Here is a 21,385-nt window from a genome sequence, read left to right on the forward strand (position 1 = left end):
TTGCTATTTCGCAAAACCGCTCCATAGTTAAAGACAGAAGGAGAAAGCTGGCGACTACAGTGGAGCAGTGATAAAGTAAAGCAGGCAGCGCCCCTCTAAAGCATCCGTCTGAAGTGAAATGAAAAAAGCTGTCGAGAGTTTCTCGACAGCTTTGGCAGCTTCAATAAGCAGCTGCTGCTTTAGTGGGCAGGCTTAGTGTTATTAAACATCCTGCCTCATACTTAACTTTTAAAAGAAGATTAATAAAAGCACACCAACGATAAAACAGTAATATGCAAAATAAATCAGTTTGCCTTTTTCCATAATTCCCATGAACCAGCGCAAAGCATAATAAGACATAAGAAGTGTAGCGATAAACGCCGCTGCATATGGAATTGCCAGATCGGCTTTATTGGATTCGTTTAAAAAATCCGAAATTCCAAGAACGACTCCTCCCAAGCTGACCGGGATATAGAGCAAGAAAGAGAAACGTAAAGCTGTTTTTTGATCCAGTCCCACAGCAATTGCAGAGATGATTGTTGCACCTGAGCGGCTGATCCCTGGAGTAAGCGCCGCTGCTTGGCCAAGACCGACTAGAAAGGCATCTTTTGCAGTCATGGTGCCTTCACCTTTTGAACCGCGTCTGTTTCTGATCAACCATAAAGCGATTCCGGTAACAAACAGCATGATCGCGATGGTAGTCATACTGACACTTTCAGCGATAAGATCTTTTAAAAGTACTCCCAGCACTCCTGCTGGAATAGTGCCGATAATTAAATACAAGACGAAACGGAAGTCACTTTTATATGTAGATTCTTTTGTTTTTATGTATAGCAGAGAATTTGCAGCCAATCGTATAATATCTTTTCGATAAATGAACATGATTGCTAATAATGAAGCCGTATTGGTTAATATGGCAAATGTAAAACCTTGTTCTCCTAACCCTAAAAGTTCACTTGCTATCATAACGTGTCCGCTTGACGATACGGGAATCGGTTCCGTGAAGCCTTGTACAATACCGATAATAATCATTTTAATAATTAAAATAAAATCTAAATTTTCCATACTTCCTCCTTAGGTGACTCTCTTCTTTTTAGAACGATATTAACGTTCGCTTTGTTCCATTTTTCTTTTCCAATATATAACTTACAGCTAATGCTCACCTTATTTCCAGCAGAACATTACTTTGAACCTGAAATAATATGGAAAACTTGTGTAATTTAGAGATACGATTTTCGAGTCCATCCTAACCAATCTTCTATATTTTTGAGAGCACAAATTAGTTGTTAAACCTATTTTCTTTTGCCACTTTATGATATACTTCCTATCTTGAAGACTGTTATAACTTTCCGGTTTTAATTTTTCTGGAAAAAATCAGAAGTGAAGGAGGTAAAAAATTGATGGAAGGTCTTATCCTTCAACTTATGGATGCTCTAAAAGGGCTATCGTATTTCGGCATTATGCTGGCGTTGACACTGGAGTTCGTTCCTGCTGAACTGGTATTGCCGCTAGCCGGCTATTGGGTTTACCAAGGCGACTTGAATTTGTACGGCGCAATTCTAGCAGGTTCGATAGGCGGTGTACTCGGCCCCTTGACACTTTATGCACTTGGCCGTTATGGCGGAAGGCCAATGGTCTTGAAATTCGGGAAATACTTCTTAGTTACAGAAGAACATATCAATAAATCAGATGCGTTTTTTGAAAAGTACGGCGGTGGCGTAGCATTCCTTGGGCGTTTTGTCCCCGGTGTACGGACAGCCGTATCTATTCCATGCGGTATGGCCAAGATGAACATCTGGAAATTTATCTTCTATACATATATAGCCATGCTTCCTATTACATCCATCTATGTCTATTTAGGTTTCCGCCTCGGACCGCAATGGACGAAAGCCGGTGAAATGATGGGCCAATATGCAAATTTCCTGTTGTTGCCGATCGCATTGGTCGTCTTCTGGATGATTCTTAAAAGACGAAGAAAACCAAAAACAGCTTAAAAGCAAATCTGCTTCAAGTCTTTTATTAAAACAAGAAACTGTACAAAAGCCGTGAGATTTCTCTGACGGCTTTTTCTTTTTCCCTTTTTTCCTATTTAGTCAGCCTTCACAGTTATAACCCTATAATTCATTGGGCCGCTTAAAGGGATCAGCTCATATTCTATTATCAAGTTTATTTGCCGCTAATTGAATTGCCAAGCAGTCATCCAAATAGCCAACTGCAAACACATAATCATGCAGCAAATCCAATGGCAAAATGAAGTAAAGCAAAGCTCCTGCCATGATGGCTAATTCGCTTTTGCTTCCTTCCCTCTTTGAAATTTTCCGGTGCCACAATTGAAGCTGTTGGATATACGGTCCGATATTGCCGAAATTCTTTACTTTCGCTTCAAATCCTTCTTCAATTGTTGAAATTCCTTCGTTAGTTTCAGCGTACTTCTCGAACGTTTCCAACTCCGTGGAAAGTTTGTCAATTGTAATTGATTTGTCGTGCAGCTGGACTGATTTTTGCAAAAGATCCATCTCGTTTGCCAGAGGTGCTGCAGAGAAAGTTTTCTTATCGGCTTTTTTCTGCTTACTGGGTTCCGAGCCTAAATCTTGGTCGATAGCTTCCACTAGATCGTTAAAAGAAAGGTCAAGCGTTGCAGATAACTTTTTCAAATGCTGGAGGGTCGGTTTTCTTTTGCCGTTTACAATTCGTGAAATGGTCGCTTTATCGATAGACGTGAGGTCCGCTAATTGACGCACGGAGTAGTTTCGCCGTTCTATGGCTCCCCGGAGTAAAGATTCGAGGCTGTTCTGGTTTTCTTCCACCACGTTTGCTCCTTTCCTGTATTATTCAAGAAACTTTATAAGGCAAAAGCTGGCATTTAGAAATACTCTATCTATTAGTTGTTTTTTTGTCAACACAGCTGTCCGTTGACAAATTGTCAACATCCACCTAAACTTTTGTATGACTGCTATCTATTTTACAACACGCAAAGAGGGTAATGGAGTGACAAGAAGCAAAAACGTATACAAACGAGACAAAGCCAGCCATTTAAAAGTTGGCAAGATCATCTTGCCGCTGCTTTTGATCAGTGCAACGCTTATCTTCTTAGCATTCAATTTCAATAGCAGCAAAAAAATGCTTGAAGAAGAGGAACCGCGTTATAAAGAGCAAGAAGCGGATCTTTTGCTTGCAGACACCGACACATCGAATTTAAATGAAATTAATGTGTTATTGATCGGAACCGACAGAAGAGGCGATGAATACGGCCTTTCGGACACGTTAATGATGGCCAATTACAAACCTGAATCCAATGAACTCAAATTGGTTTCTTTTATGCGTGATACTTATGTTAGCATCCCTAATTACGGTATGCAGAAAATCAACGCGGCTCATGCCTTTGGCGGTCCGGATTTGGTAAGTGAAACGATTTACGAAAACTTTGGCATCCAAACAGATTACTACGCTTCTGTTGATTTTACGGGTTTCCCCAAAATTTTCGATTTGATCATTCCTAAAGGCATCGAAGTTGATATACCTTATGAAATGTCCCATGGCATCGAGATGACGCTTGAACCTGGAGAACAAACATTGCACGGTGACCAGTTGCTTGGATACGTCCGCTTCCGCCATGACAAAAAAAGTGATTTTGGCCGTGTGGAAAGACAACAGGAAGTTTTAACCGCAGCAAAAAAGCAAGGCGTTAATTTTCAAACTTTGCTGAACCTGCCTCAGATTTTAGATGCACTTGATACATACATCGATACAGATATCGATAAGCGAATTTTGCTTGCCATAGGCAAATCACTTATTCAAGGAGGATCAGAAGAGATGGAAACACTTCGCATTCCGGCTGTTAATGCTTTTACAGAGGAGCGCAGAAATGTCGGTGAAGTACTGGTTCCAGATATAGAAGCCAATAAAGATGCATTAAACAGCTTTTTAACGGATGAATTGGCAGTTGAATTAACGGCTGAATAACCGTGTGCTGTTTTGTTTTATTGGTAATTCCTTATAGAAAGTAGGTGTTGGTTTGCTCACTTGGACTTATGTGGATTGGGGAGGAAATATAGGCAGAGGACACACGAACTTAGGTTTCCCCTTTTATGAAGTGGAAATCAAAGGATGGAACGACAATCAGCACTATTCCGATCTCGAAGATTTGATTCTTGTAAAAGTTATAGAAACCTACTCTACTATAGAAGTTAAACTAAATTATCTGCATCCCGATGCGAGGAACAATTTAAAAGCCCGGAAACTGGCGAAAAACACTGAAAGTTACTTGATTAATGCGTTGAGAAACAAAGACTGACAACAACTCTCCATGTCTTTGGAATAATGAAGAATGAGTGGATAAAATGAAAAAAAGTAATGATGGAATGCGAAATACACTAATAAGCATCTTAAGGACAATTTGCTTTTTCTTCATAGGGTTATTGATAGTCAGTGGCTTTTTGTACGCGCTTGTCGGGTTGTATGATTTGATCACCTACTTGTTTTATAACTTGGTAAATGATTAAGTTTTAATGTTTCCGCAAAACGTGTAAAATGCCCATCCGTTGTTTCTCTAAACAATGGATGGGCATTTTTTATGTGCATAGCCTATCTGAAGTTTTATCTAATTTTTTTCAATATTGCTTCTGGACAGTTTCATATATCTTCAAAGCTTGTTCATGAATATCATTTCCGGAATGGATATATCTAATATCCATTCCCTTTTTTTCGATTCCGTGTTTGGTTTGGAAAACACCTTTGTCATCCATGACCAATATTCCTGAAATTTTGTCTTGATGGATAAATGTGAGCGTTATTGCTTTGGAATAATCGATATCTTCACTTGTTTGTTCTGCATACTCTAGTTCGTTATAGGCAGCTACAACTGATTGCACAACAGATTTTTCAACTTTATCCTTTCCTTCATACAAACTGTCTCCGTAAGCAATATCAATGTAATCTGCTTGTATCTGTTCGACTGAGTTATTGGCACAGCCGTTAAGAAAAAAGAAAACCATACACATTGCTATTGTTATTCTTTTGTTCATTATTCTCTCCTCCCTTTCAGATATTAAAGGTTGATAATGCTTAAACAAGTTATTCTCTATTCCCCTCTTATAAAGAGTATAAATTATTTTCAAGTTAAATAAGTAATAATCTGGAATTTTACATATAAAAAGCATCAAAATCAGAGATTGTTTATATCTCTGATTTTGATGCTTTTGCTTTTATTTATCATCCAGACCCATCGATTGTCTGTAGCCTTGCAGATATGGAATTTCTGAAGGGCTGCCCATTTCAAATGAATTCATGGCGCGATGCCAAAGCGGATAAATTGGCACTGGACGCGCGACCGATTCGATCCGGTCGTGCTCTTCCGGCGTCAACTGTATATCAAAAGAGGCAATGTTTTCCTTCAATTGTTCTTCGTTGCGCGCCGCAATTACAATCGGTCCGACATTCGGACGGTCTTTTACCCACGTATAAGCGATTTGTGGAACGGTGGCGCCATGATTCGCCGCCACTTCTTCCAGGGCATCAATCACTTGGTAAAGGCGTTCCTGGTCCTGGACCCACGGTTCCGGCCAACCTCCGCCTTGCCGCGTATTCGGCGCGGCTTGTTTGTTGCGCCCAATTTTACCATTCAAAAGCCCTTCCCCGAGCGGGCTCCAGATCATCGAGCCGATGCCTAGTTCCTTGCCAGCCGGAAGCAGCTCATATTCCGCTTCCCTGGCTTCGGGCGTGTAATAGATTTGCTGAGTGATCGGCGGAATAAATCCGGGCTGCTGCGCGACCGAGACTGTTCTTGCAAGCGCCCAGCCGCTGTAGTTGGAAACTCCCCAATGACGGATCTTTCCGGCCTTTACGAGGCTGGTCATGGTTTCCACAGTTTCTTCGACAGGCGTTTGTCCATCCCATAGATGCACGAAGTAAAGGTCCAGGTAATCGGTTCCGAGCCGTTTTAATGACCGATCTATGGAAGCCAGAATGTTATTGCGTGAAGCCCCGCGGGCATTCGGCTCATCCCCTAGAGGGAACCCCGTTTTCGACGTCAGCAGCACTTCATCGCGGTGCCCCCGGATTGCGGCTCCAAGTACTCGTTCAGCGTCTCCTTTTGAGTAAAGGTTTGCGGTATCGAACATATTGATTCCGGCCTCTAAAGACAAGTCGACCATTCTGCGCGCTTCGTCTTCCTTCACGTTGCCTGCCGCTTCAAAGCCATTTGTCCCGCTGAACGGCACTGTACCCAATATGTATTTCGGGACTCGCAATCCTGAATTTCCTAAGTAGATATATTCCATAGAATCCTCCTAATATGAGTATTGTTTTTTTGAATAAGACACATTAGTAGATTACCCGACAGGCCTATTAGTAAACGGAGCTGTCAGAATGAATGCAGCTGTAAGTTCAGGTTTAAACTTGTAGCTATGTACACAGAAAAAAGCCATGTGAATGTGTTCTACCTGGAGTTCCACTTTTAAATATATGCGCAGTTCCTATAAAACTTCAAAAACCGTTCCTGCTGGATGAATGCCAATGTACTCCTCGTTCTCATCCAGAAAAGCGATTTTCACATTTTCCAGTAAATTCTCCTCAGTTAGTTCCTCGAGTATGGTCTTCAACGCTTTTTCTACATCAATTACATAATTGAAGATATTCGTCGTGCCACTACCGATGTCTCCACCATCGCATGCACCATTTCCAGTCCACCCTAAACAATTATTCACCAAGTCTTCGACTTGGTGTCTTTTTTCAAGAGCTTTTTCCATGTGCTGTTCTTCGTATGGATATTGGAGCACGAGTTCAATCAACTCGTCTTCGTCCAGATAGTCATATCCTTCTGCCAACTTCTCTTCCGCCAGTTTATCCATCACTTTTTCTGATCTCTCGAACATCTTTAGTTTTAATTCTTCTGTATCACCCGTTTCACCTACAAAACCTGAGTGAATCGTCAACAATTTCCCGTCATTCCAAACTTCCCAATAAGCCAGTGTGCTATTGATTTCTTTAATTAACTTAATCATCTTTTCCTCCTGTCAACTGTCTCCTATATTGCTATGAAGAGAATCTGGTTTTATTCGATTCAACAATGGTAAATCATCTTCAGAAATTCGTAATTGCCTCCATTAGTCGCTTGAATAAATGTGCCATTTTCTTCAAATCCTATCTTTTTATAGACTTTTATCGCTCTTTTATTAAAGGTGGCTACTGACAGGGTAACTTTTTCTGGAAGAAATCGTGATTTTAAAAAAGCCATTCCAGCTTCCAAGAATTCTACCCCGCTTCCATTTCCAGTTAAATCGGGCTTCATTCCGAGACCCATATCAATTGTTTTCTCAGTGATTTGATGAAAACAGTAGAATCCTATAGTCTCATTATTTTGGATTACCATGAAATAAGAATTACCGCGTATTACTGGATTAACGAATTCCTGCAAATCTTCTTGATCTGCTTCCATATCGTAAAAGGAATACTCAGTGTCATAATGCCATTGATAAGCGATTTCTTCTGCTATTTCTTGCGTCATTGGGTAAAATGCATATTCCATCACTGTTACTCCTCTTCTTCTATTTTGCTATTTTTATAATCTCTTCGTATTTGATATGCACCAACCACAATAAACACAAGAGAAATTATGAGAATTATCTCTCGGGAAATTTTCGTAAAAGCAAACAGCACGATGATAAAGAAGAATGAAAAAACTGCTAATTCAATACTTCTTTTTAACTTTCCTCTATGATTCAAACTTTGATATGTCTTAAACACTATAAGTGCACCTCCACTATAGCGGCAGATAATCTTATATGAAATTATAAATGTTGAATGTAGTTTAACTCGAAAATACACAAACCAGAATTTCTTAAAAAACCACCTATCAAATATAACCCTCCAACTCTTCTTTTTGGCGCAAGTGATGGCGGGAGTGCATCTCGATCAGGTCGTACCATTCTTTCGCAGTTAACCAGCCGAATCCACCATGTTCCACTTTATGATTCGGATTGATAGCGTCCACTTTCATTTCCCATTGCTCCAGCCTTTCGATAAGCTTTTCTATTCGGTTCCGCAGCTCTTCTTTGCTGTCAGAATTATTGGGTGGAGCATTCATTTCATCTGGGAGCCTAATTTTAATAGGCGGAAATCCACCAGTTTTGAATAACTGCTCACCAGTCTGGGTTTTTCCGAGAGGTTGTTCTTCATCAGCTGTTGCGCAAAGCTCTACATTATCGAGATACTCATGCGCGACAAGGATAATGTGGTCATACATTTGGCCAATAGACCATACACCTCCTTTTGAAATATGCCGCAGCTGCTCTGGAGTATATTTGTCGAGTTCATTTTTATACGCTAAAAACAATTCTTTACCGCTCATTCATGGCCTCCTTAAAAAGTTATCGCTTCAGCGTTTTAACCAATAAGATGTACAATCGTTGCTGCGCTCCATAAATCCATACTCGATCAAGTAGCGGCGGACTGATACATGATCGTGGTAAATAGGTTTGAGAATAGCATTAACTTCTTTTTCCGTATAGCTTTGTTGCGGGAGGAAGTTTTTTGCAATATGCTGTAAGATAATGATTTTCTTCTTTTCCTTGCTGGGAAAAACCTCAAGCCGTTTTGTACCTTCTTCCTTAAAATAATTGGCTAACACTCTCTCTTTTTCTTCAAGTGTAATGCCATATTGCTCATCCATTTTATTCAGCTCCTTATTCATAAGGGTATTAAGAAAATACATAAGTTTGTTTTAGTATTGATTTCTATATTCTACCAATAATTAGAAACTGTGAAAATGCACATATGAGAATTATTTAATTTTTCAATAAGATTTATGCAGTCCTAGATTCGCTTTAGAACTGTTCATTAAGATCCAGGTTAGCTTCTTCTGTTTCTGTTAGAGCACTTTAGTCCTGATTGTTGCTTTTTCCTTGTTTATCATAAAACTATTCATTGATTTCAAGATTAGCGCTTTCTGTCTCTTGGCCCAGATGATGCTTTTTATCTTTTGCCATTTTAAGTCTCTTCGATATGTTGGTTAGTTTTCCATTCCCGTCATCTCATTTCTCACATTCCATATGTTTTCTTAACCCTTATGCAGAATAGTTCCAGTATATTTTAATCTGATTAAGTAAAAATCAGTAAACATCACCAACATATACGGTATATTCTATAAGGATTTTTTCTCTTAAAAGATACAAATAGGACATGTGTCCTTTTCAAGCTGCCTTTACCCTTGTAAATTGATAGTATTAGAAAGGTGCGTGAATGGCATGAAAGGAATAATGTTTGCGCTGGCTGGCGGATTTTTTCTGACATTCCAAAGTGTCGCCAATGCGACAATCAGCAAAGAGATCGGCACATGGCAAGCGGCTGCGATGACCCAATTGACCGGTTTTGTAGTAGCAATTCTCATTGTTGCCTTCATAAGGGATCAATCCTATCGGCAATTAAATCAAGTGTCGCCTCTCTATGCGTCGGGCGGCGCACTGGCAGCCATTGTTCTGTTCAGCAATATGACAGCGGTGCATCGGATGGGCGTAACGCTCACCATCGGTATTTTCTTGATTGCGCAACTGGTCATGGCCATTATCATTGACACCAAGGGCTGGTTTGATATGTCCAAAAAGAAAATCAACCGGATGCAAATTGCCGGAGTCATGCTGATGATTGCAGGCGTAATCATTTTAAAATGGTAAGGAGGAGCAAAATGGACCGGCGAGTAAAAGATTATCTTCAGCACTTTCAACTCTCCGATTTGTTCCCTGAGTATGTTCAACGGGACATGATTGTCGCTACCTATGAAAGTGGTGAACGTCTGTTTTCTCAAGGCGACGATGCCCATACGCTTTATTTTCTTGTTGAGGGAAAACTGAAAATTTCCATGCTTTCTCCTGAAGGAAAACGCCTGATTTTGGCTTTCAAGACGCCTTTAGATATTGTAGGAGACATCGAATATGTGAGAGATTGCCGTTTCATCAATACGGTGGAAGCCGTGACGGATATTGTAGTTATCGGTATTTCGTACACTATATTGCGTAAAGATATGTCGGACAATGCAGCCTGGCTGCAGTTTCTTCTTGAAACCGTCACAAAGAAGTTTGAAACGAAAACCAGGGCGATGAACTTCAGCCTGCTGTATGCGGTGGATGTCCGGGTAGCAAGTTACCTTCTTTCCATGACACCTACTCAGCCAAAGCTCGATTCCACTTCGCTTATTGATATGGCAGATTTGATAGGCACGAGTTACCGCCATCTGAATCGGGTTTTGCAGCAGTTTGAAAAAGCCGGATGGATCTCAAAAAAACGCGGAAAAATCACCTTGCTTGACCGGGCGGCCTTGTTGGAGCAGGCTGGCCAGAACATTTACGAGTAGGAGGAAAGCAAATGGCAATCGGCATTTTGCTGGCATTAGTCGGCGGCGCTTTCGTCTGCCTTCAGAACACATTTAACGCAAACGTCAAAAAACGGGTCAGCGTCTGGTCCACCACCGCTCTTGTGCTTTTTCTCGGATTTGCCGCATCATTTGCTGCCGGGCTCGCAATTGAAGGAGCCGGACTATTCAAGTTTCAGGCAGAACCGTGGTTTTGGTTTAGCGGAATCTTAGGTGTCGGCGTGGTTGCCTGTGTGACGCAAGGCGTGCAGATCCTTGGTCCGAGCCGGGCCATATCCCTTATTATGGTTTCCCAAATTTTTTTCGGATTAATGTGGGATACACTTGGCTGGTTCGGACTTGAGCAAGTTCCGTTCACATGGCAATCGCTTCTCGGCGTCGTCCTGATCAGCAGTGGCGTCTTATTATTCCAGCTAGGCCCAAAACTGGAACAGAAGCGGTTCATGAATGTAGACACTAACACGTTGAAGGCGGATAAATGATGCTAACTAAAAAACTGGCAAGCTTGTAAAAAGCTTGCCAGTTTTTAGGCTGGTGAAAATCACTTAGTAGGTAAAGAAATGAGAGAAGACCTAAACAAGTCGGGGCTTTCTTCTTTTTTTCTTTACCTATTTACCTTTAGCTATAGAGCTAAACAGCGAAGACGCCATCGGGATAGCGAAGTGCCGAAATCCACTGGGGCGTTCGGCGCGAGTTAGTTTGGCGCGAGCCCGAGGCAAGCGGAGCTGTTTAGCGGAATAGCAAGAGCGATCTTAATTTCCAATTCAATATCGAAACCAGTTTATCAACAAAGCACAAAAACTAGTGAGACTGTAAAAAGCTCGCTAGTTTTTTGTGTAATACATAACCGCGCTCAATCCATGTAACGGTATTTTCTCAGGCTATTCAAAATCGAAATCTCCTGCAATAATTCTTCCCCTATATTTGTTTCTCTTACTTTCTGCCGCTCCAATTCTTCATCCACCAATCTTTTAACAGACAAGACATCGGTTCCATCACGTAAAACATCTTCTTTCGAATTAAAGCGCTGATGGGCGACAAGCTGCATGCCATAGGAATTATACAGCAAGGTGTATCCAGCTATCCCTGTCGTCGATTGATAAGCTTTAGAGAACCCGCCGTCGATCACAATCATCTTGCCATTTGCTTTGATCGGGTTTTCTCCATCTCTTTCTTTAACAGGTGTATGGCCGTTGATGATTCGGCCATGATCCGGATCCAATCCAAAATCAGCGAGAATTTTCCGGCACATCTCCTCGTCTTCACGCAAATAATAGTACGGATTTTTCCTTTCTTTATGAGTTTCTTTTTCTTGTATAAAATACCGTTCAAAAGTGGTCATTTCTCGTTTTCCAAATAACGAAGAATATTCCCCTGTCCATAAATACCAGACCATATCCGTTGCTATGTCATCGGTTTCCTCAGGATGGGCAAAAGAATAGCGCAAGTATTGTTCAAACGTATCCAGCAAATCACGTCCTGCATAAGTTTTGCCTTCAATCTCCATTTTTTCCATATTGCCGTCTTCGTCCAACGGAATGCATCCGTGGATTAAAAGATTCCCGTTGTACTTCAAGTAAAGGCGCCCTTTTTTCATAAGGAATTTCATATGTCTCGCAAGTTTCTCAGAATGCTGGACTGAGAACAACAATTTATCGATAACTTGCTGTTCTTCCTCAAGTAATTCAGCTGGCCGTTCTGGATCTACTGTCGCAAAACATGCGTTTTCCAGAGAATATGTTTTTCCGTTCAGGGTAACTTCGTTATTCTCATAGTCCACTTTCTCCAGCAACAACCGGTTCGACATATCAAAGCACGGCCGCCGCTTGATAATCGGGCTTTCCAACTTAAACTGAATGATGGAAATCGCTTGATGGATTTTGGTGATTTGCAGCTGCTCCTGTTCAGTCAAGGTCACATCTGAACTTCTCTTCGGACGAAAAGCAGGGTTGTCTTCGTAATATTTTTCAGCTAGATTTAAAAGCGGCCGAAGGTTGATGCCATATACGTCTTCGATGATATCCAGGTTGTTATAGCGTGCACAAATCCGGATAATGTTCGCGAGGCAGACCTTTGAACCTGCAAAAGCGCCAATCCATAGGACGTCATGGTTTCCCCACTGGATATCTACGGAATGGTAATCGATAAGCGTATCTACGATTTTGTGGGGATCGGGGCCGCGGTCATAAATATCCCCGACAACGTGAAGATGGTCCACAACCAACCGTTGCGTGGTATAGGCAAGTCCAATGATAAGCTTGTCGGCTTGGCCTAGGGAAATAAGCTGCTGCACTATTTTCGTGTAATAGTCTTTCTTGTTTTTAAATTCGTCTGTCTTATAAAGCAGTTCCTCAATGATGTAAACAAACCGTTTAGGCAAAGCTTTACGCACTTTTGAGCGTGTGTACTTGGAAGATGCGTAAGATATAAGCTGCAGCATACGCTCGATTATTTCGTTATACCATTCATGCAGTTCCTGTTCACTGCTAAAACTGTTTTTTATTAATGGCAATTTCTCCTCAGGATAATAAACCAACGTCGCAAATTCATTCAGTTCCCTTTCATCCATTTCACTTTCGAACAGGTCCCTGATTTTCACTTTGACATTTCCAGAACCATTTCTCAGCACATGCTGAAATGCCTGATATTCTCCATGCAAATCGCTGACAAAATGTTCTGTCCCCTTCGGAAGATCCAGGATCGCTTCAAGATTGATGATTTCAGTGGCCACTTTTTCTTCACTATCGTATTTTTGCGCTAACAAATCATAGTATTTTGAACTTAACATCGAGTAACCCCCTCAGGTTTTGTTATTCGTTCTACATTAGAATATGTGTAATACTTCCATTATAAAGGAAGAACTCAAGGGAAGTTACAAGAATCAAAATATTTTTAAGCGTTTTCTTTATTAACACCTTTAGAGACATATGATGTCTCTAATTATTACAAAAAAATATTCGTCAAAACCTCTTCTGGCAGTAAAATCACTTTTAATGCCGTGCAAGATAAAATCTGTTAATCACTTAAAGCGCTGACTGGAGACATAAAATTCTCTTCTATAAATGCAGCATTTACGCCAATTGCGGCTTTACTGCCTTCAGCAGCGGCAATAATCAGTTGGGAGGCACCTGTAATGAGCGCGTCTCCGCAAGCAAATACCCCTTCAATATTCGTCCGCCCCATGCTGTCCACTTCTATTCCGCCCAAGGCGTTCAGCTTGCAGCCTAAAGACGCGCCAAAATTAGTCGCTGGCACCCACTCCGGTGTGATAAAACCGCCTTCAACTAAAACAGCCGTTCCATCTTTGAACTCGATTTTTTGGAGCTGGCCGGTTTCTCCAATCAGTGATTGAATTTCTTGTTCAAATGTTTTGATCCCTTTCGATTCCAAAAGAGTTTTTTCGATTTCAGATAGACTTTTTTTGCCGTTGGTGCAAACAATTAAATCTTCTGTCCAGTTATAAACTACTTTTGCCATATGAACTGCCTTTGGGTTTTCAGAAATGACTGCCAGCGGCCGGTCTTTCAATTCCCACCCATCACAGAAAGGGCAACTAAATAAACTCGTTCCATAATAACGCTCTACTCCTTCGATATCGGGAAGTATCTCTTTAAAGCCGGTTGCCAGTATGACTTTTTTGGAAAAGAAGACTGAGCCGTCTTCTGCTTCGATCTGAAATTGATCATCCACTTTATTGATGGCAGCAACCCGCTGTTTTACAATGGAAACGTTGGGATACGCTTTCAACTCTTCTTGACCAATCCGTTTTAGTTCTTGCGGATTGATGCCGTCACGCGTAATAAATCCATGAGCTTCAGCAACTACTGCATTCCTTGGCTTGTTGTCATCAAACAATACCGTTTTCCTTTTCGACCTTCCAAGAACCAGCGAAGCATTCAAACCTGCTGGTCCTCCTCCAATAACTGCACAATCAAGTACCATTCTATCATCTCCGTTCAATTTAATGGTTAGTTGGCTTCTTTGCCAGATAAGTGTTCAGGGGATTCTTCAATTCTTTTAATCAAATCGACAAGAAGTTGGTTGGCAAGCTCCTCTTTCATCCTTTCTTCAGCCTCCCTCATTACCTTCTCAATCTGGCAACCTTCATGATGTAATGTGCAATTAAATAAATTTGTATCTCCTTCTATAGCGTTAATGACATCAAGGAATGAGATGTCTTTTTGGAAACGTGCAAGCTTATAGCCACCTTTCACTCCAGGCGTAGACTCAATCAGTCCACCTTTCGTAAGCTTAGTCAAAATTTTGGAAAGGTACGTAGGTGAAAGTTTCTGCATCTCAGCCAATTCCTGTACGCCTATTGTGTTCCCTTCTTGCAATCGCATTATATGGATCATTGTGTGAAGCGCATAGTTTGTAGCATTAGAATATTTCATTGGAGCCTCCTGTTTAATCAAAGATATAATAGACTCTCGTTGTCTTTGATTGTTTTTAATTTATCATTTCCGTTTATTAAAGTCAATGGATTGCTTTTAACCAAACAAAAAGAACAAGAGAACTGGATAAGAGTTCTTTTGTTCTTTCTATTATTTGATGGCTGTTTTATATAGTAACGCAGCATAAATGTGATACGGATAATCTTCGATGTTATATAGCTTTAAACTAATTTTTGCTATGCCATACTTTTTTATCTTCTTTTGAAATCCAAAAATGCAAAATCACTAAATGACACAATACAAGTAATGGCAATAGCCATAGCAATGTTAGATAAAACTCAGGAAATAAAAATATCCATAAACTAATTGTAATCAACAAATACGAAGTAAATAAAATAAATCTTTTTTTCATATGCATATTATTTTGCGACCCCTTCTTTATACCAACTATGTATTTTACTTTCCAATTATTTTAAACTTTATCATATCTATTCTTTTTAAGAAGGCGAAATCTGATTATACTCTAAAAAAGCGATTAAATTACTACCTTCTCCCCTAAGAAGAAGTCTGTTTTCCCAAGCAATAGAAACGAGAAAAACCTCGAATGTGGGCACTTGTTCTAAGTGCCGATCATTCGAGGTTTTATATAACAGAATTCTCTAAGCTTTTCTTTCACTTAAGACCGCTCATTATCATTTTTCTTGCCGAGATTGTTGGTGTCTTCGTCAATATCAGCCACTTCACGGCGGACCGTTTCGTCTACTCGCTCAGTATCCTGGACTTTTCGTTTAGTGATAACAATTTCCTCAGTGACAACTTCCTTTTTCGAAACATTGACGCGCTCTTCCGAAATAGGCACATTAATCGTGTTATTTTCTTCGATAGGGTCCATGGAGGCTGCTTCTTCGTTTACCGGACGGCGCTCAACGTATACTTCTTCGCGTTCAACCGGTACTTCGACCGATTGGTTTTCTTCGACAACGTGTTTGCCGACGTTTACTTCGCCAGTCTGTACGCGCTCTTTGCCGATGCTCAACCGCTCTTCATGAAGGCGCAAGCGTTCTTCTTCAGTTGCACCGTGTGTGGATTCTAATCCATTACCAGTGGTACTTGAAGTGGAGCCGGCAGTATCAGAAGTCGAGCCAATTGTTCTGTCCCTGTCGGATGTTGAACGCATAGAGCTGCCGGTTGATTCACGATCCGATTGTGTTTTTCCGGAAGCCAAATTAGATGCGTTGTTGCTGTGAGGCGTTGAACCAAATGAATTGCCAGAAGTTCTTGAAGCTGTTTCATATGAACTTCCATCTGCAGTAATTGATTTGCCAAAATCACTGTCTGCATCCTCTAGTGATCGATAAGAGGCGGCGGAGGTATTAGTTGATGCAGAACCCGAACCAGATGTGCGGCCGGAATCTTTTGAAGAGTTGTTTGCGCCGCTTGAACCGGAATTGCTGCTAGGAGCAAAAGTCGCGCCTGTTTCAATCGAGGCGGTCTCCTCTATACCGGCTGAGTTGCTGAATCCGGTTGTATCGTTAGTGCCATATTGTTGATAAGTATCGTTGTAGTTACTGTCTACATAAAGTACTAGCTTGCCATTTTGGACTTGTTCATAATATTCCTTTGATTCATGGCGTTCAAGCCCCATGCCTTTGAATGCAGCCAACGACGAATCACCTGAAAGAGCCGACATAACTTTCCCCACGTATCCTCGGCTTTTCTTTTCATTAGTTGCATCTACATGCACATCTGTCTGAGTATCAACCGTCGAGAATGAGTTATGGTCCCGGCCAATCACATACATATCGCTTTCGTTATAGCCTTGTGACTTCAGTTCTGCCACTTTGATTAAAACTTCTTCTTGGTTGTCAAAAACTCCAAGAAACGTATTTTCTTTTCTAGCCATTGAAACTCCTCCTTTTAGTGGTAACTCTCGAGAAAGTCGATAATGGTAATTTACCCGTCCTCACTAAAGGAATAAACATTAAACCTTGATATGTGATGGTAAGCAAATTGAGATTCACCTTTATTCATTTCAACTAGCACTAAAATTCCAATTCAGATATCGGATATTCTTTTTCCTTTTTCTCTCTTCTATTAAAAATACTGATGAAAAGCCCAATATCTCTACAAAAAGGCAGAGAAATTGAGCTTTTCATTAGTTCATCTAAGCTTGTAAGCACGTTCAATCTAAATTTGACCATATATTGATTCAATTGAAGGCCTAGTCATTTAGTCTTTTCTAAACGACAACCCTTCTTTTGCAAGCCATGATCTTAATACTGGCAAAGAAGCTGGTCCAATGCCATGAAATTTCAGGATTTCTTTCTCGCTGTACATTGATAATTTTTGCAGAGAGTCAATTTCTTGGTGAATCAAAGCATTTCTAGCAGGTGAACCTAGTTTTGAAAGAAAACTGCTTGCAGGTTGAATTTCTTCTCCAGAACCATTCAACACCTTTTCTCCAGCCACAATCGCCCCTCCTATAAAATATTAGTTCAGATTTTTTCAGATAGCTAACATCTTACATATTTGCGTTTAAAACCAAGTCTTCCTTTATCAGCTTCTTTTTGAATCTTTTCAAACGGATTTAAGAGGCTCCTTTGTTTATTGTCCCTTTCGACTTCTATAATTCCTACTTCTTTTGCAGTCTCTAGAGCCTTTTTATAGAGCGGCAAATATGACACACCTACTGTATAGAGGAAGTTGTTCATGGCAGATTTTGTCCGTTGAGGCGACTCATGAACTGAATCTTTCACCAAATCCAACATGCCGGAAATTTTGGTTTCGGAGAATTCATGGTCTTTGCGGTTGCCCAAGAGCCAGCAATAGCAGCTCCAGCCTGCCGACATTTCCAGCTCACGGCCGCTCGCAATCCACTTATCGGAAACTTCTTGTGCAATGTCCGACTCAGATAAAGTCACAGCCACTACATAGTCGGACAGCATATAAAAATACGCGCCGTCCATCCATCGATCAAAGTCTGCCTCCTTCATCGTTTTTGGTTCTGCGATCACTCCCGCAAAATACATGGCATCATAGTTCCCTGTGGCATAAAGCTCTTCTGCTAAATCCTGGTCTGTTTTTATCTTCTTAGCTATCGGTTTCATCGCTCCGGTAGCAACTCCAAAAAGCGGTTCCCGTGCCCCGTTGCTCAGGTAAATCTTTTTCGTCCGTTCCTTTCCTAGCGCTTCAAGCTCCTGCATCACCTGTGCATAATCCATCGATTTTCACTCCTTCTTGTAAAGTGTATTTCCCTAAAAACTTGACCCTCCCTGGAATGGTATTATTGAAAAAGCTTCATCGGCAGAAAAGAGGTTCCACTTTCTCAAAACCAGCTATAGTTTGCTTTGGCTTATCCTTTTGACTATCTGATAAGTGCCAGACGTACACGAGTTTCCTTAACTTCTTCCCATCAATCTTCTGCACTTTTTACAAGAGTTCTTGTAATTCTATTATAAATCAAAGCGCTTTTTAATAAGCTTGGCTACATCTTCCGCTTCCAAGAAAGTGTTATCAATACGTATATAATTTTCTTCTTGGATCTCGTTTGGCAGTAAATTTAATCGGTTTTTCTTCAATGTCTCAATCAAATGCACTTCAGATTCTTCTATGTTTCGCTTTGTTGGTTTGTGTTCAAGTCGGTGTGTCATCCGGTTTCGCTGAAGGCGCACCTCCGTTTCAGCTTCTAATTCCACAAAACAAACTTTTCCTCCTGCCGTTTCGAAAATGGAGCGAGTTTCAGATACAAATTCCCAATCTCTCTTTTGATCAAATGCCCAAACAAATGTAAAAATCAAACCTTCTGCATCACTTTTAGCTACAGCTTTAAATATTTCATTCCGAAACATATCCGAGAGCCGCCACATTTCCTGGCCAAAGCCAAACAATGGGTGCAGCAAGTCAATCGTCATGTGATTATGCACTAGCTTAAGACCTGTTAGTTTTTCAAGTTCGTGGCCAACTGTCATCTTCCCGACGGCTTGAGGACCAAAGATTAAAATAAATTTCATACTGCCTCCTTGCGTTGCGGTTTTCATAGGTTTGTAGCTTATGAAAGATTATGGATTTTGTATCAAACTAATTATGTAGAGCGATCACCAGCTTTTAGTATTCCTGATTATTTAACAGCCTCTTATATTTTTCAGCTCTCTGTGTTTTAGCTGCTAAAAGCGCTTCTTCAGTACACATGTTCATGCAATCCAAGGACGAGTTTTCGAAAATTTTATGAATGCGCAGTTCAATTTCAAATTCCCAATCTCGGATTTTGCAACCTAGTGGGTATTCTACTTCCCCGACATTTTCTTCTGCATCCACTTGAATAAAGCTGTTATGGTCGAGAAAAATTCGGTAGCTCAACTCTTCCGTATATAGGCCTTTTACTTCGTCAAGTTCTCGATGAACAATCTTAATTATCTCTGCGTAAACTTTTTTATTCTCTTCACTTGCATCCCCTTTAGCAAAAGCATTTTCATTTTTTGAAAGATAGAAATAATCGATGTCGCCCACAATTACTGTCTGATCTAGTCCGTACCATTCAGGTCTCCATGTAATTCTCATGCTTCAGCTCCCAACTTCTTTATCAATAAAATGACTTAAGCTGTCAGTTGGCCGGTGACCGTCTTCATATCCTTAACCCAATTTATTTTAAGTCTCTTAAATACTTACTTAGGCGCAGCTAAGTAGACTTTTTTGCTTTTAAATAAAGCAGTTCTAAGATCTCTTAGACTTTTAGAAAGCACTCGCAATAATCCAGAACAGCGCTAAAATATTCAGCCAAAAATTAAGTTTGAATAGCGTCAATGATAATACCGGATTCTCTACTAAAAATATTGTATTAATCGAAGTCAACAAGGTTGAGAATCCTATCATGTGTAATCCATTAAATTTTTCGTACCCTAAATTTAAAACATGGGTGGATCCCAGCATCAAAACCGTAATTAACACTCCAAATATGTAGTGTAGGTGTTTATTCTTGCTTCGCGGCTCTTCTTGTAATGACTTCATCTTCCTTTCCTTTCTGTGCTTTCTATAAAATTTTGTTTAACTTTATTCTTCCCAATCTCTTCTGCTTCTTTATTCACTTTATGGTTTTACATATTTAGTAGTATGTTTTCGTAAAAATCGCACCCGTAAAATAAAGAATGGCAAAAAAGAAATCATAGAAATACATATTTTTTTCTTTAAGAATAAGCAAGCGATCCAATCCTTCTATTAAAGCAGATAAACCTTGTAAGAATAATAACGATTGGAGAATTAAAACGTTAAAGTCTTTAAGTAACAATAAAGCCATTAATATTAGCGCCACAACACTTAGTACTCTCTTTATTATACTTACTGGTTTTGTACTTTTATCCTCTTCAAAAAATAAATTCATTTCCAATCTCCTTTTTGATATCCATGTATTTTATTTCATAGTTAGGTTTGACTCTTTAATGGCTATTTTAAAGTGATGCTTATCTTTCTTATTAACTTTCATTTAAGTAATACTATATACTCATCAAAGTGTAATATTCTTCAATATAGCGTTATTAAAGAAAAATAGCTATCTAATTTTTAAGTGTTGGATTTTTAGATAGAAGAGTTTAAAGGAAAATCAATAAAGACGTAATTCCGTCTAAAATTTATAAGTTAACTATTTATATTATACTTACAAAAAAAGAGACCAATTCCAGGTTATGAAGATAGAGCAGATATCAAGTAAAGACAGGAATTAAAGAAGGAAAGAGGTAATTTCATTGATTAAGTAACTAATTTGCTTATGCCATAAAAAAAAGAGATTTATCTTTTCCTTCCTTGTAATTACTGGATAAAAGAATTCAAATGCATCGTCAGTCAAAAGACTAACAAGGTAAATAATGCATAGAAAGAAAGGTGAAACAGATGAACAAACGGGATGAAGTGAAATTGAGTTCGTTTATAGCCAAAATTCTCCGTCATTCGCCTCAAAAGTTCGGACTGGAGTTGGACGATTACGGATTTTGCGATATTACTGAATTGACAAACGCTATAAAATTTCAGCCCAATTGGAAACAGGTAACCGAAGAAGACATTCGCCAACTTGCTGCTACGAGTCCTAAACAACGTTATTTAATCAAAGACAACCAAATTAAAGCGCGGTATGGCCACAGTATTCCGGTTCTTCAAGAAACCTTATCCAGGCAAGTGCCTGCACATCTTTATCATGGAACACACGAAGCTGCATTGGAAGCAATCAAGAAGGTTGGGATTCTTCCAATGGGCCGCCAACAGGTTCATCTTTCCGAAAGCCCTTCTTTTGCTACGCTTGCGGCAAAAAGGAGAAAAAATCCTCTTTTGTTGAAGATCAGTACAGAAATAGCGATAGAAGCCGGAGCGACTTTTCAGTTTGCAGGCAATGAAGTATGGCTGTCGACTTCGCTTCCTCCATCTTCTATAATCGAGGAAATCCAATTAAAATAACCCCAAGTTTCTTTTAAAAGAACTTGGGGTTATTCTTCATTTTAGAACCAAACTATTCTTAGTCATTCTGCTATTTCATCTACATCTTGAAAAGCTGGATAAAAGACCATGTCTGCAAAAACAACCAAAAATGTTCTTCGGTAAACCCATCGCTTTTTCTTTCTGTCCATCCTCTGATTGCCTTGTCCATAATATTGTAATATCAGATGGA

Annotated in this window: 25 protein-coding genes; 8 read left to right on the forward strand and 17 right to left on the reverse strand. The window is 40.0% G+C overall.

Features of this window, described 5'->3' with window-relative positions; genetic code table 11:
- Nucleotides 1-228: 228 nt before the first annotated feature.
- Nucleotides 229-1,044, reverse strand: a complete 816-nt coding sequence (locus tag B0H99_RS04830; protein ID WP_106532515.1) for an undecaprenyl-diphosphate phosphatase — start codon at nucleotides 1,042-1,044, stop codon at nucleotides 229-231.
- A 335-nt stretch (nucleotides 1,045-1,379) separates the two neighbouring features.
- On the opposite strand from B0H99_RS04830, the gene B0H99_RS04835 reads away from it, so the two are divergent.
- Entirely contained in the window at nucleotides 1,380-1,973 is a 594-nt protein-coding gene (locus B0H99_RS04835; RefSeq protein WP_106532516.1) for a DedA family protein, read from the forward strand.
- A gap of 153 nt (nucleotides 1,974-2,126) precedes the next feature.
- Here B0H99_RS04835 and B0H99_RS04840 read toward each other — a convergent pair whose 3' ends face one another.
- Nucleotides 2,127-2,786 (reverse strand): helix-turn-helix domain-containing protein, encoded by a 660-nt coding sequence (locus tag B0H99_RS04840; RefSeq protein ID WP_181313573.1) that lies wholly within the window; start codon nucleotides 2,784-2,786, stop codon nucleotides 2,127-2,129.
- Between the two features lie 181 nt (nucleotides 2,787-2,967).
- On the opposite strand from B0H99_RS04840, the gene B0H99_RS04845 reads away from it, so the two are divergent.
- From B0H99_RS04845 to B0H99_RS17765, 3 genes are read left to right on the forward strand one after another with little or no spacing between them, the layout of a single operon-like run.
- Nucleotides 2,968-3,942: an LCP family protein gene (locus tag B0H99_RS04845; RefSeq protein ID WP_245894396.1), complete on the forward strand. Its 975-nt coding sequence runs from the start codon at nucleotides 2,968-2,970 to the stop codon at nucleotides 3,940-3,942.
- A 52-nt stretch (nucleotides 3,943-3,994) separates the two neighbouring features.
- Entirely contained in the window at nucleotides 3,995-4,273 is a 279-nt protein-coding gene (locus tag B0H99_RS04850; RefSeq protein WP_106532518.1) for a hypothetical protein, read from the forward strand.
- A 46-nt stretch (nucleotides 4,274-4,319) separates the two neighbouring features.
- Nucleotides 4,320-4,481: a hypothetical protein gene (locus tag B0H99_RS17765; RefSeq protein ID WP_181313574.1), complete on the forward strand. Its 162-nt coding sequence runs from the start codon at nucleotides 4,320-4,322 to the stop codon at nucleotides 4,479-4,481.
- Nucleotides 4,482-4,589: 108 nt separating this feature from the next.
- On the opposite strand, the gene B0H99_RS04855 is transcribed toward B0H99_RS17765, so the two are convergent.
- From B0H99_RS04855 to B0H99_RS04885, 6 genes are all read right to left on the reverse strand, one after another.
- Complete coding sequence (locus tag B0H99_RS04855) at nucleotides 4,590-5,003, reverse strand: hypothetical protein (RefSeq protein WP_106532519.1); 414 nt, start codon at nucleotides 5,001-5,003, stop codon at nucleotides 4,590-4,592.
- 180 nt (nucleotides 5,004-5,183) lie between these two features.
- Complete coding sequence (locus tag B0H99_RS04860; RefSeq protein ID WP_106532520.1) at nucleotides 5,184-6,257, reverse strand: aldo/keto reductase; 1,074 nt, start codon at nucleotides 6,255-6,257, stop codon at nucleotides 5,184-5,186.
- Nucleotides 6,258-6,452: 195 nt separating this feature from the next.
- On the reverse strand, nucleotides 6,453-6,980 hold the full coding sequence (locus tag B0H99_RS04865) for a hypothetical protein (RefSeq protein ID WP_106532521.1): 528 nt from the start codon (nucleotides 6,978-6,980) through the stop codon (nucleotides 6,453-6,455).
- 59 nt (nucleotides 6,981-7,039) lie between these two features.
- Nucleotides 7,040-7,504: a GNAT family N-acetyltransferase gene (locus tag B0H99_RS04870; RefSeq protein ID WP_106532753.1), complete on the reverse strand. Its 465-nt coding sequence runs from the start codon at nucleotides 7,502-7,504 to the stop codon at nucleotides 7,040-7,042.
- Nucleotides 7,505-7,831: 327 nt separating this feature from the next.
- Nucleotides 7,832-8,326 (reverse strand): DinB family protein, encoded by a 495-nt coding sequence (locus tag B0H99_RS04880; RefSeq protein ID WP_106532523.1) that lies wholly within the window; start codon nucleotides 8,324-8,326, stop codon nucleotides 7,832-7,834.
- A gap of 27 nt (nucleotides 8,327-8,353) precedes the next feature.
- Nucleotides 8,354-8,647, reverse strand: a complete 294-nt coding sequence (locus tag B0H99_RS04885) for a DUF2087 domain-containing protein (protein ID WP_245894398.1) — start codon at nucleotides 8,645-8,647, stop codon at nucleotides 8,354-8,356.
- A gap of 574 nt (nucleotides 8,648-9,221) precedes the next feature.
- Between B0H99_RS04885 and B0H99_RS04890 the strand changes: the two genes are divergently transcribed.
- Genes B0H99_RS04890 through B0H99_RS04900 form a run of 3 tightly spaced genes read left to right on the forward strand, consistent with a single transcriptional unit; the run spans nucleotide 9,222 to nucleotide 10,824 of the window.
- Nucleotides 9,222-9,647, forward strand: coding sequence for a DMT family transporter (locus B0H99_RS04890; RefSeq protein WP_106532525.1), 426 nt, complete (start codon nucleotides 9,222-9,224; stop codon nucleotides 9,645-9,647).
- An 11-nt stretch (nucleotides 9,648-9,658) separates the two neighbouring features.
- Nucleotides 9,659-10,324, forward strand: a complete 666-nt coding sequence (locus tag B0H99_RS04895; protein ID WP_106532526.1) for a Crp/Fnr family transcriptional regulator — start codon at nucleotides 9,659-9,661, stop codon at nucleotides 10,322-10,324.
- A gap of 11 nt (nucleotides 10,325-10,335) precedes the next feature.
- The gene (locus B0H99_RS04900) at nucleotides 10,336-10,824 is read left to right on the forward strand and encodes a DMT family transporter (protein WP_106532527.1); all 489 of its coding nucleotides are present in this window, start codon (nucleotides 10,336-10,338) and stop codon (nucleotides 10,822-10,824) included.
- Between the two features lie 371 nt (nucleotides 10,825-11,195).
- On the opposite strand, the gene B0H99_RS04905 is transcribed toward B0H99_RS04900, so the two are convergent.
- The 9 genes from B0H99_RS04905 to B0H99_RS04955 form a co-directional block, all read right to left on the reverse strand.
- The gene (locus B0H99_RS04905) at nucleotides 11,196-13,130 is read right to left on the reverse strand and encodes a fructose-1,6-bisphosphatase (RefSeq protein WP_106532528.1); all 1,935 of its coding nucleotides are present in this window, start codon (nucleotides 13,128-13,130) and stop codon (nucleotides 11,196-11,198) included.
- A 227-nt stretch (nucleotides 13,131-13,357) separates the two neighbouring features.
- Nucleotides 13,358-14,284, reverse strand: coding sequence for an NAD(P)/FAD-dependent oxidoreductase (locus tag B0H99_RS04910; protein ID WP_106532529.1), 927 nt, complete (start codon nucleotides 14,282-14,284; stop codon nucleotides 13,358-13,360).
- 26 nt (nucleotides 14,285-14,310) lie between these two features.
- Nucleotides 14,311-14,736: an Rrf2 family transcriptional regulator gene (locus B0H99_RS04915; protein WP_106532530.1), complete on the reverse strand. Its 426-nt coding sequence runs from the start codon at nucleotides 14,734-14,736 to the stop codon at nucleotides 14,311-14,313.
- Between the two features lie 676 nt (nucleotides 14,737-15,412).
- Nucleotides 15,413-16,639 (reverse strand): YsnF/AvaK domain-containing protein, encoded by a 1,227-nt coding sequence (locus B0H99_RS04925; protein ID WP_106532532.1) that lies wholly within the window; start codon nucleotides 16,637-16,639, stop codon nucleotides 15,413-15,415.
- A gap of 326 nt (nucleotides 16,640-16,965) precedes the next feature.
- Nucleotides 16,966-17,205 (reverse strand): helix-hairpin-helix domain-containing protein, encoded by a 240-nt coding sequence (locus tag B0H99_RS04930; RefSeq protein WP_245894399.1) that lies wholly within the window; start codon nucleotides 17,203-17,205, stop codon nucleotides 16,966-16,968.
- 44 nt (nucleotides 17,206-17,249) lie between these two features.
- The gene (locus tag B0H99_RS04935) at nucleotides 17,250-17,957 is read right to left on the reverse strand and encodes a DNA alkylation repair protein (RefSeq protein WP_106532533.1); all 708 of its coding nucleotides are present in this window, start codon (nucleotides 17,955-17,957) and stop codon (nucleotides 17,250-17,252) included.
- 231 nt (nucleotides 17,958-18,188) lie between these two features.
- The gene (locus B0H99_RS04940; protein WP_106532534.1) at nucleotides 18,189-18,746 is read right to left on the reverse strand and encodes a DEAD/DEAH box helicase family protein; all 558 of its coding nucleotides are present in this window, start codon (nucleotides 18,744-18,746) and stop codon (nucleotides 18,189-18,191) included.
- A 94-nt stretch (nucleotides 18,747-18,840) separates the two neighbouring features.
- Nucleotides 18,841-19,293 (reverse strand): hypothetical protein, encoded by a 453-nt coding sequence (locus B0H99_RS04945; RefSeq protein WP_106532535.1) that lies wholly within the window; start codon nucleotides 19,291-19,293, stop codon nucleotides 18,841-18,843.
- A gap of 541 nt (nucleotides 19,294-19,834) precedes the next feature.
- The gene (locus tag B0H99_RS04955; RefSeq protein WP_106532537.1) at nucleotides 19,835-20,110 is read right to left on the reverse strand and encodes a hypothetical protein; all 276 of its coding nucleotides are present in this window, start codon (nucleotides 20,108-20,110) and stop codon (nucleotides 19,835-19,837) included.
- A 506-nt stretch (nucleotides 20,111-20,616) separates the two neighbouring features.
- Between B0H99_RS04955 and B0H99_RS04960 the strand changes: the two genes are divergently transcribed.
- Complete coding sequence (locus tag B0H99_RS04960) at nucleotides 20,617-21,174, forward strand: RNA 2'-phosphotransferase (RefSeq protein WP_245894401.1); 558 nt, start codon at nucleotides 20,617-20,619, stop codon at nucleotides 21,172-21,174.
- The last annotated feature ends 211 nt before the right edge of the window (nucleotides 21,175-21,385 follow it).

It is taken from the genome of Planomicrobium soli (genome assembly GCF_003014655.1).
GTDB classification, from domain to species: Bacteria; Bacillota; Bacilli; order Bacillales_A; family Planococcaceae; genus Planococcus; species Planococcus soli_B.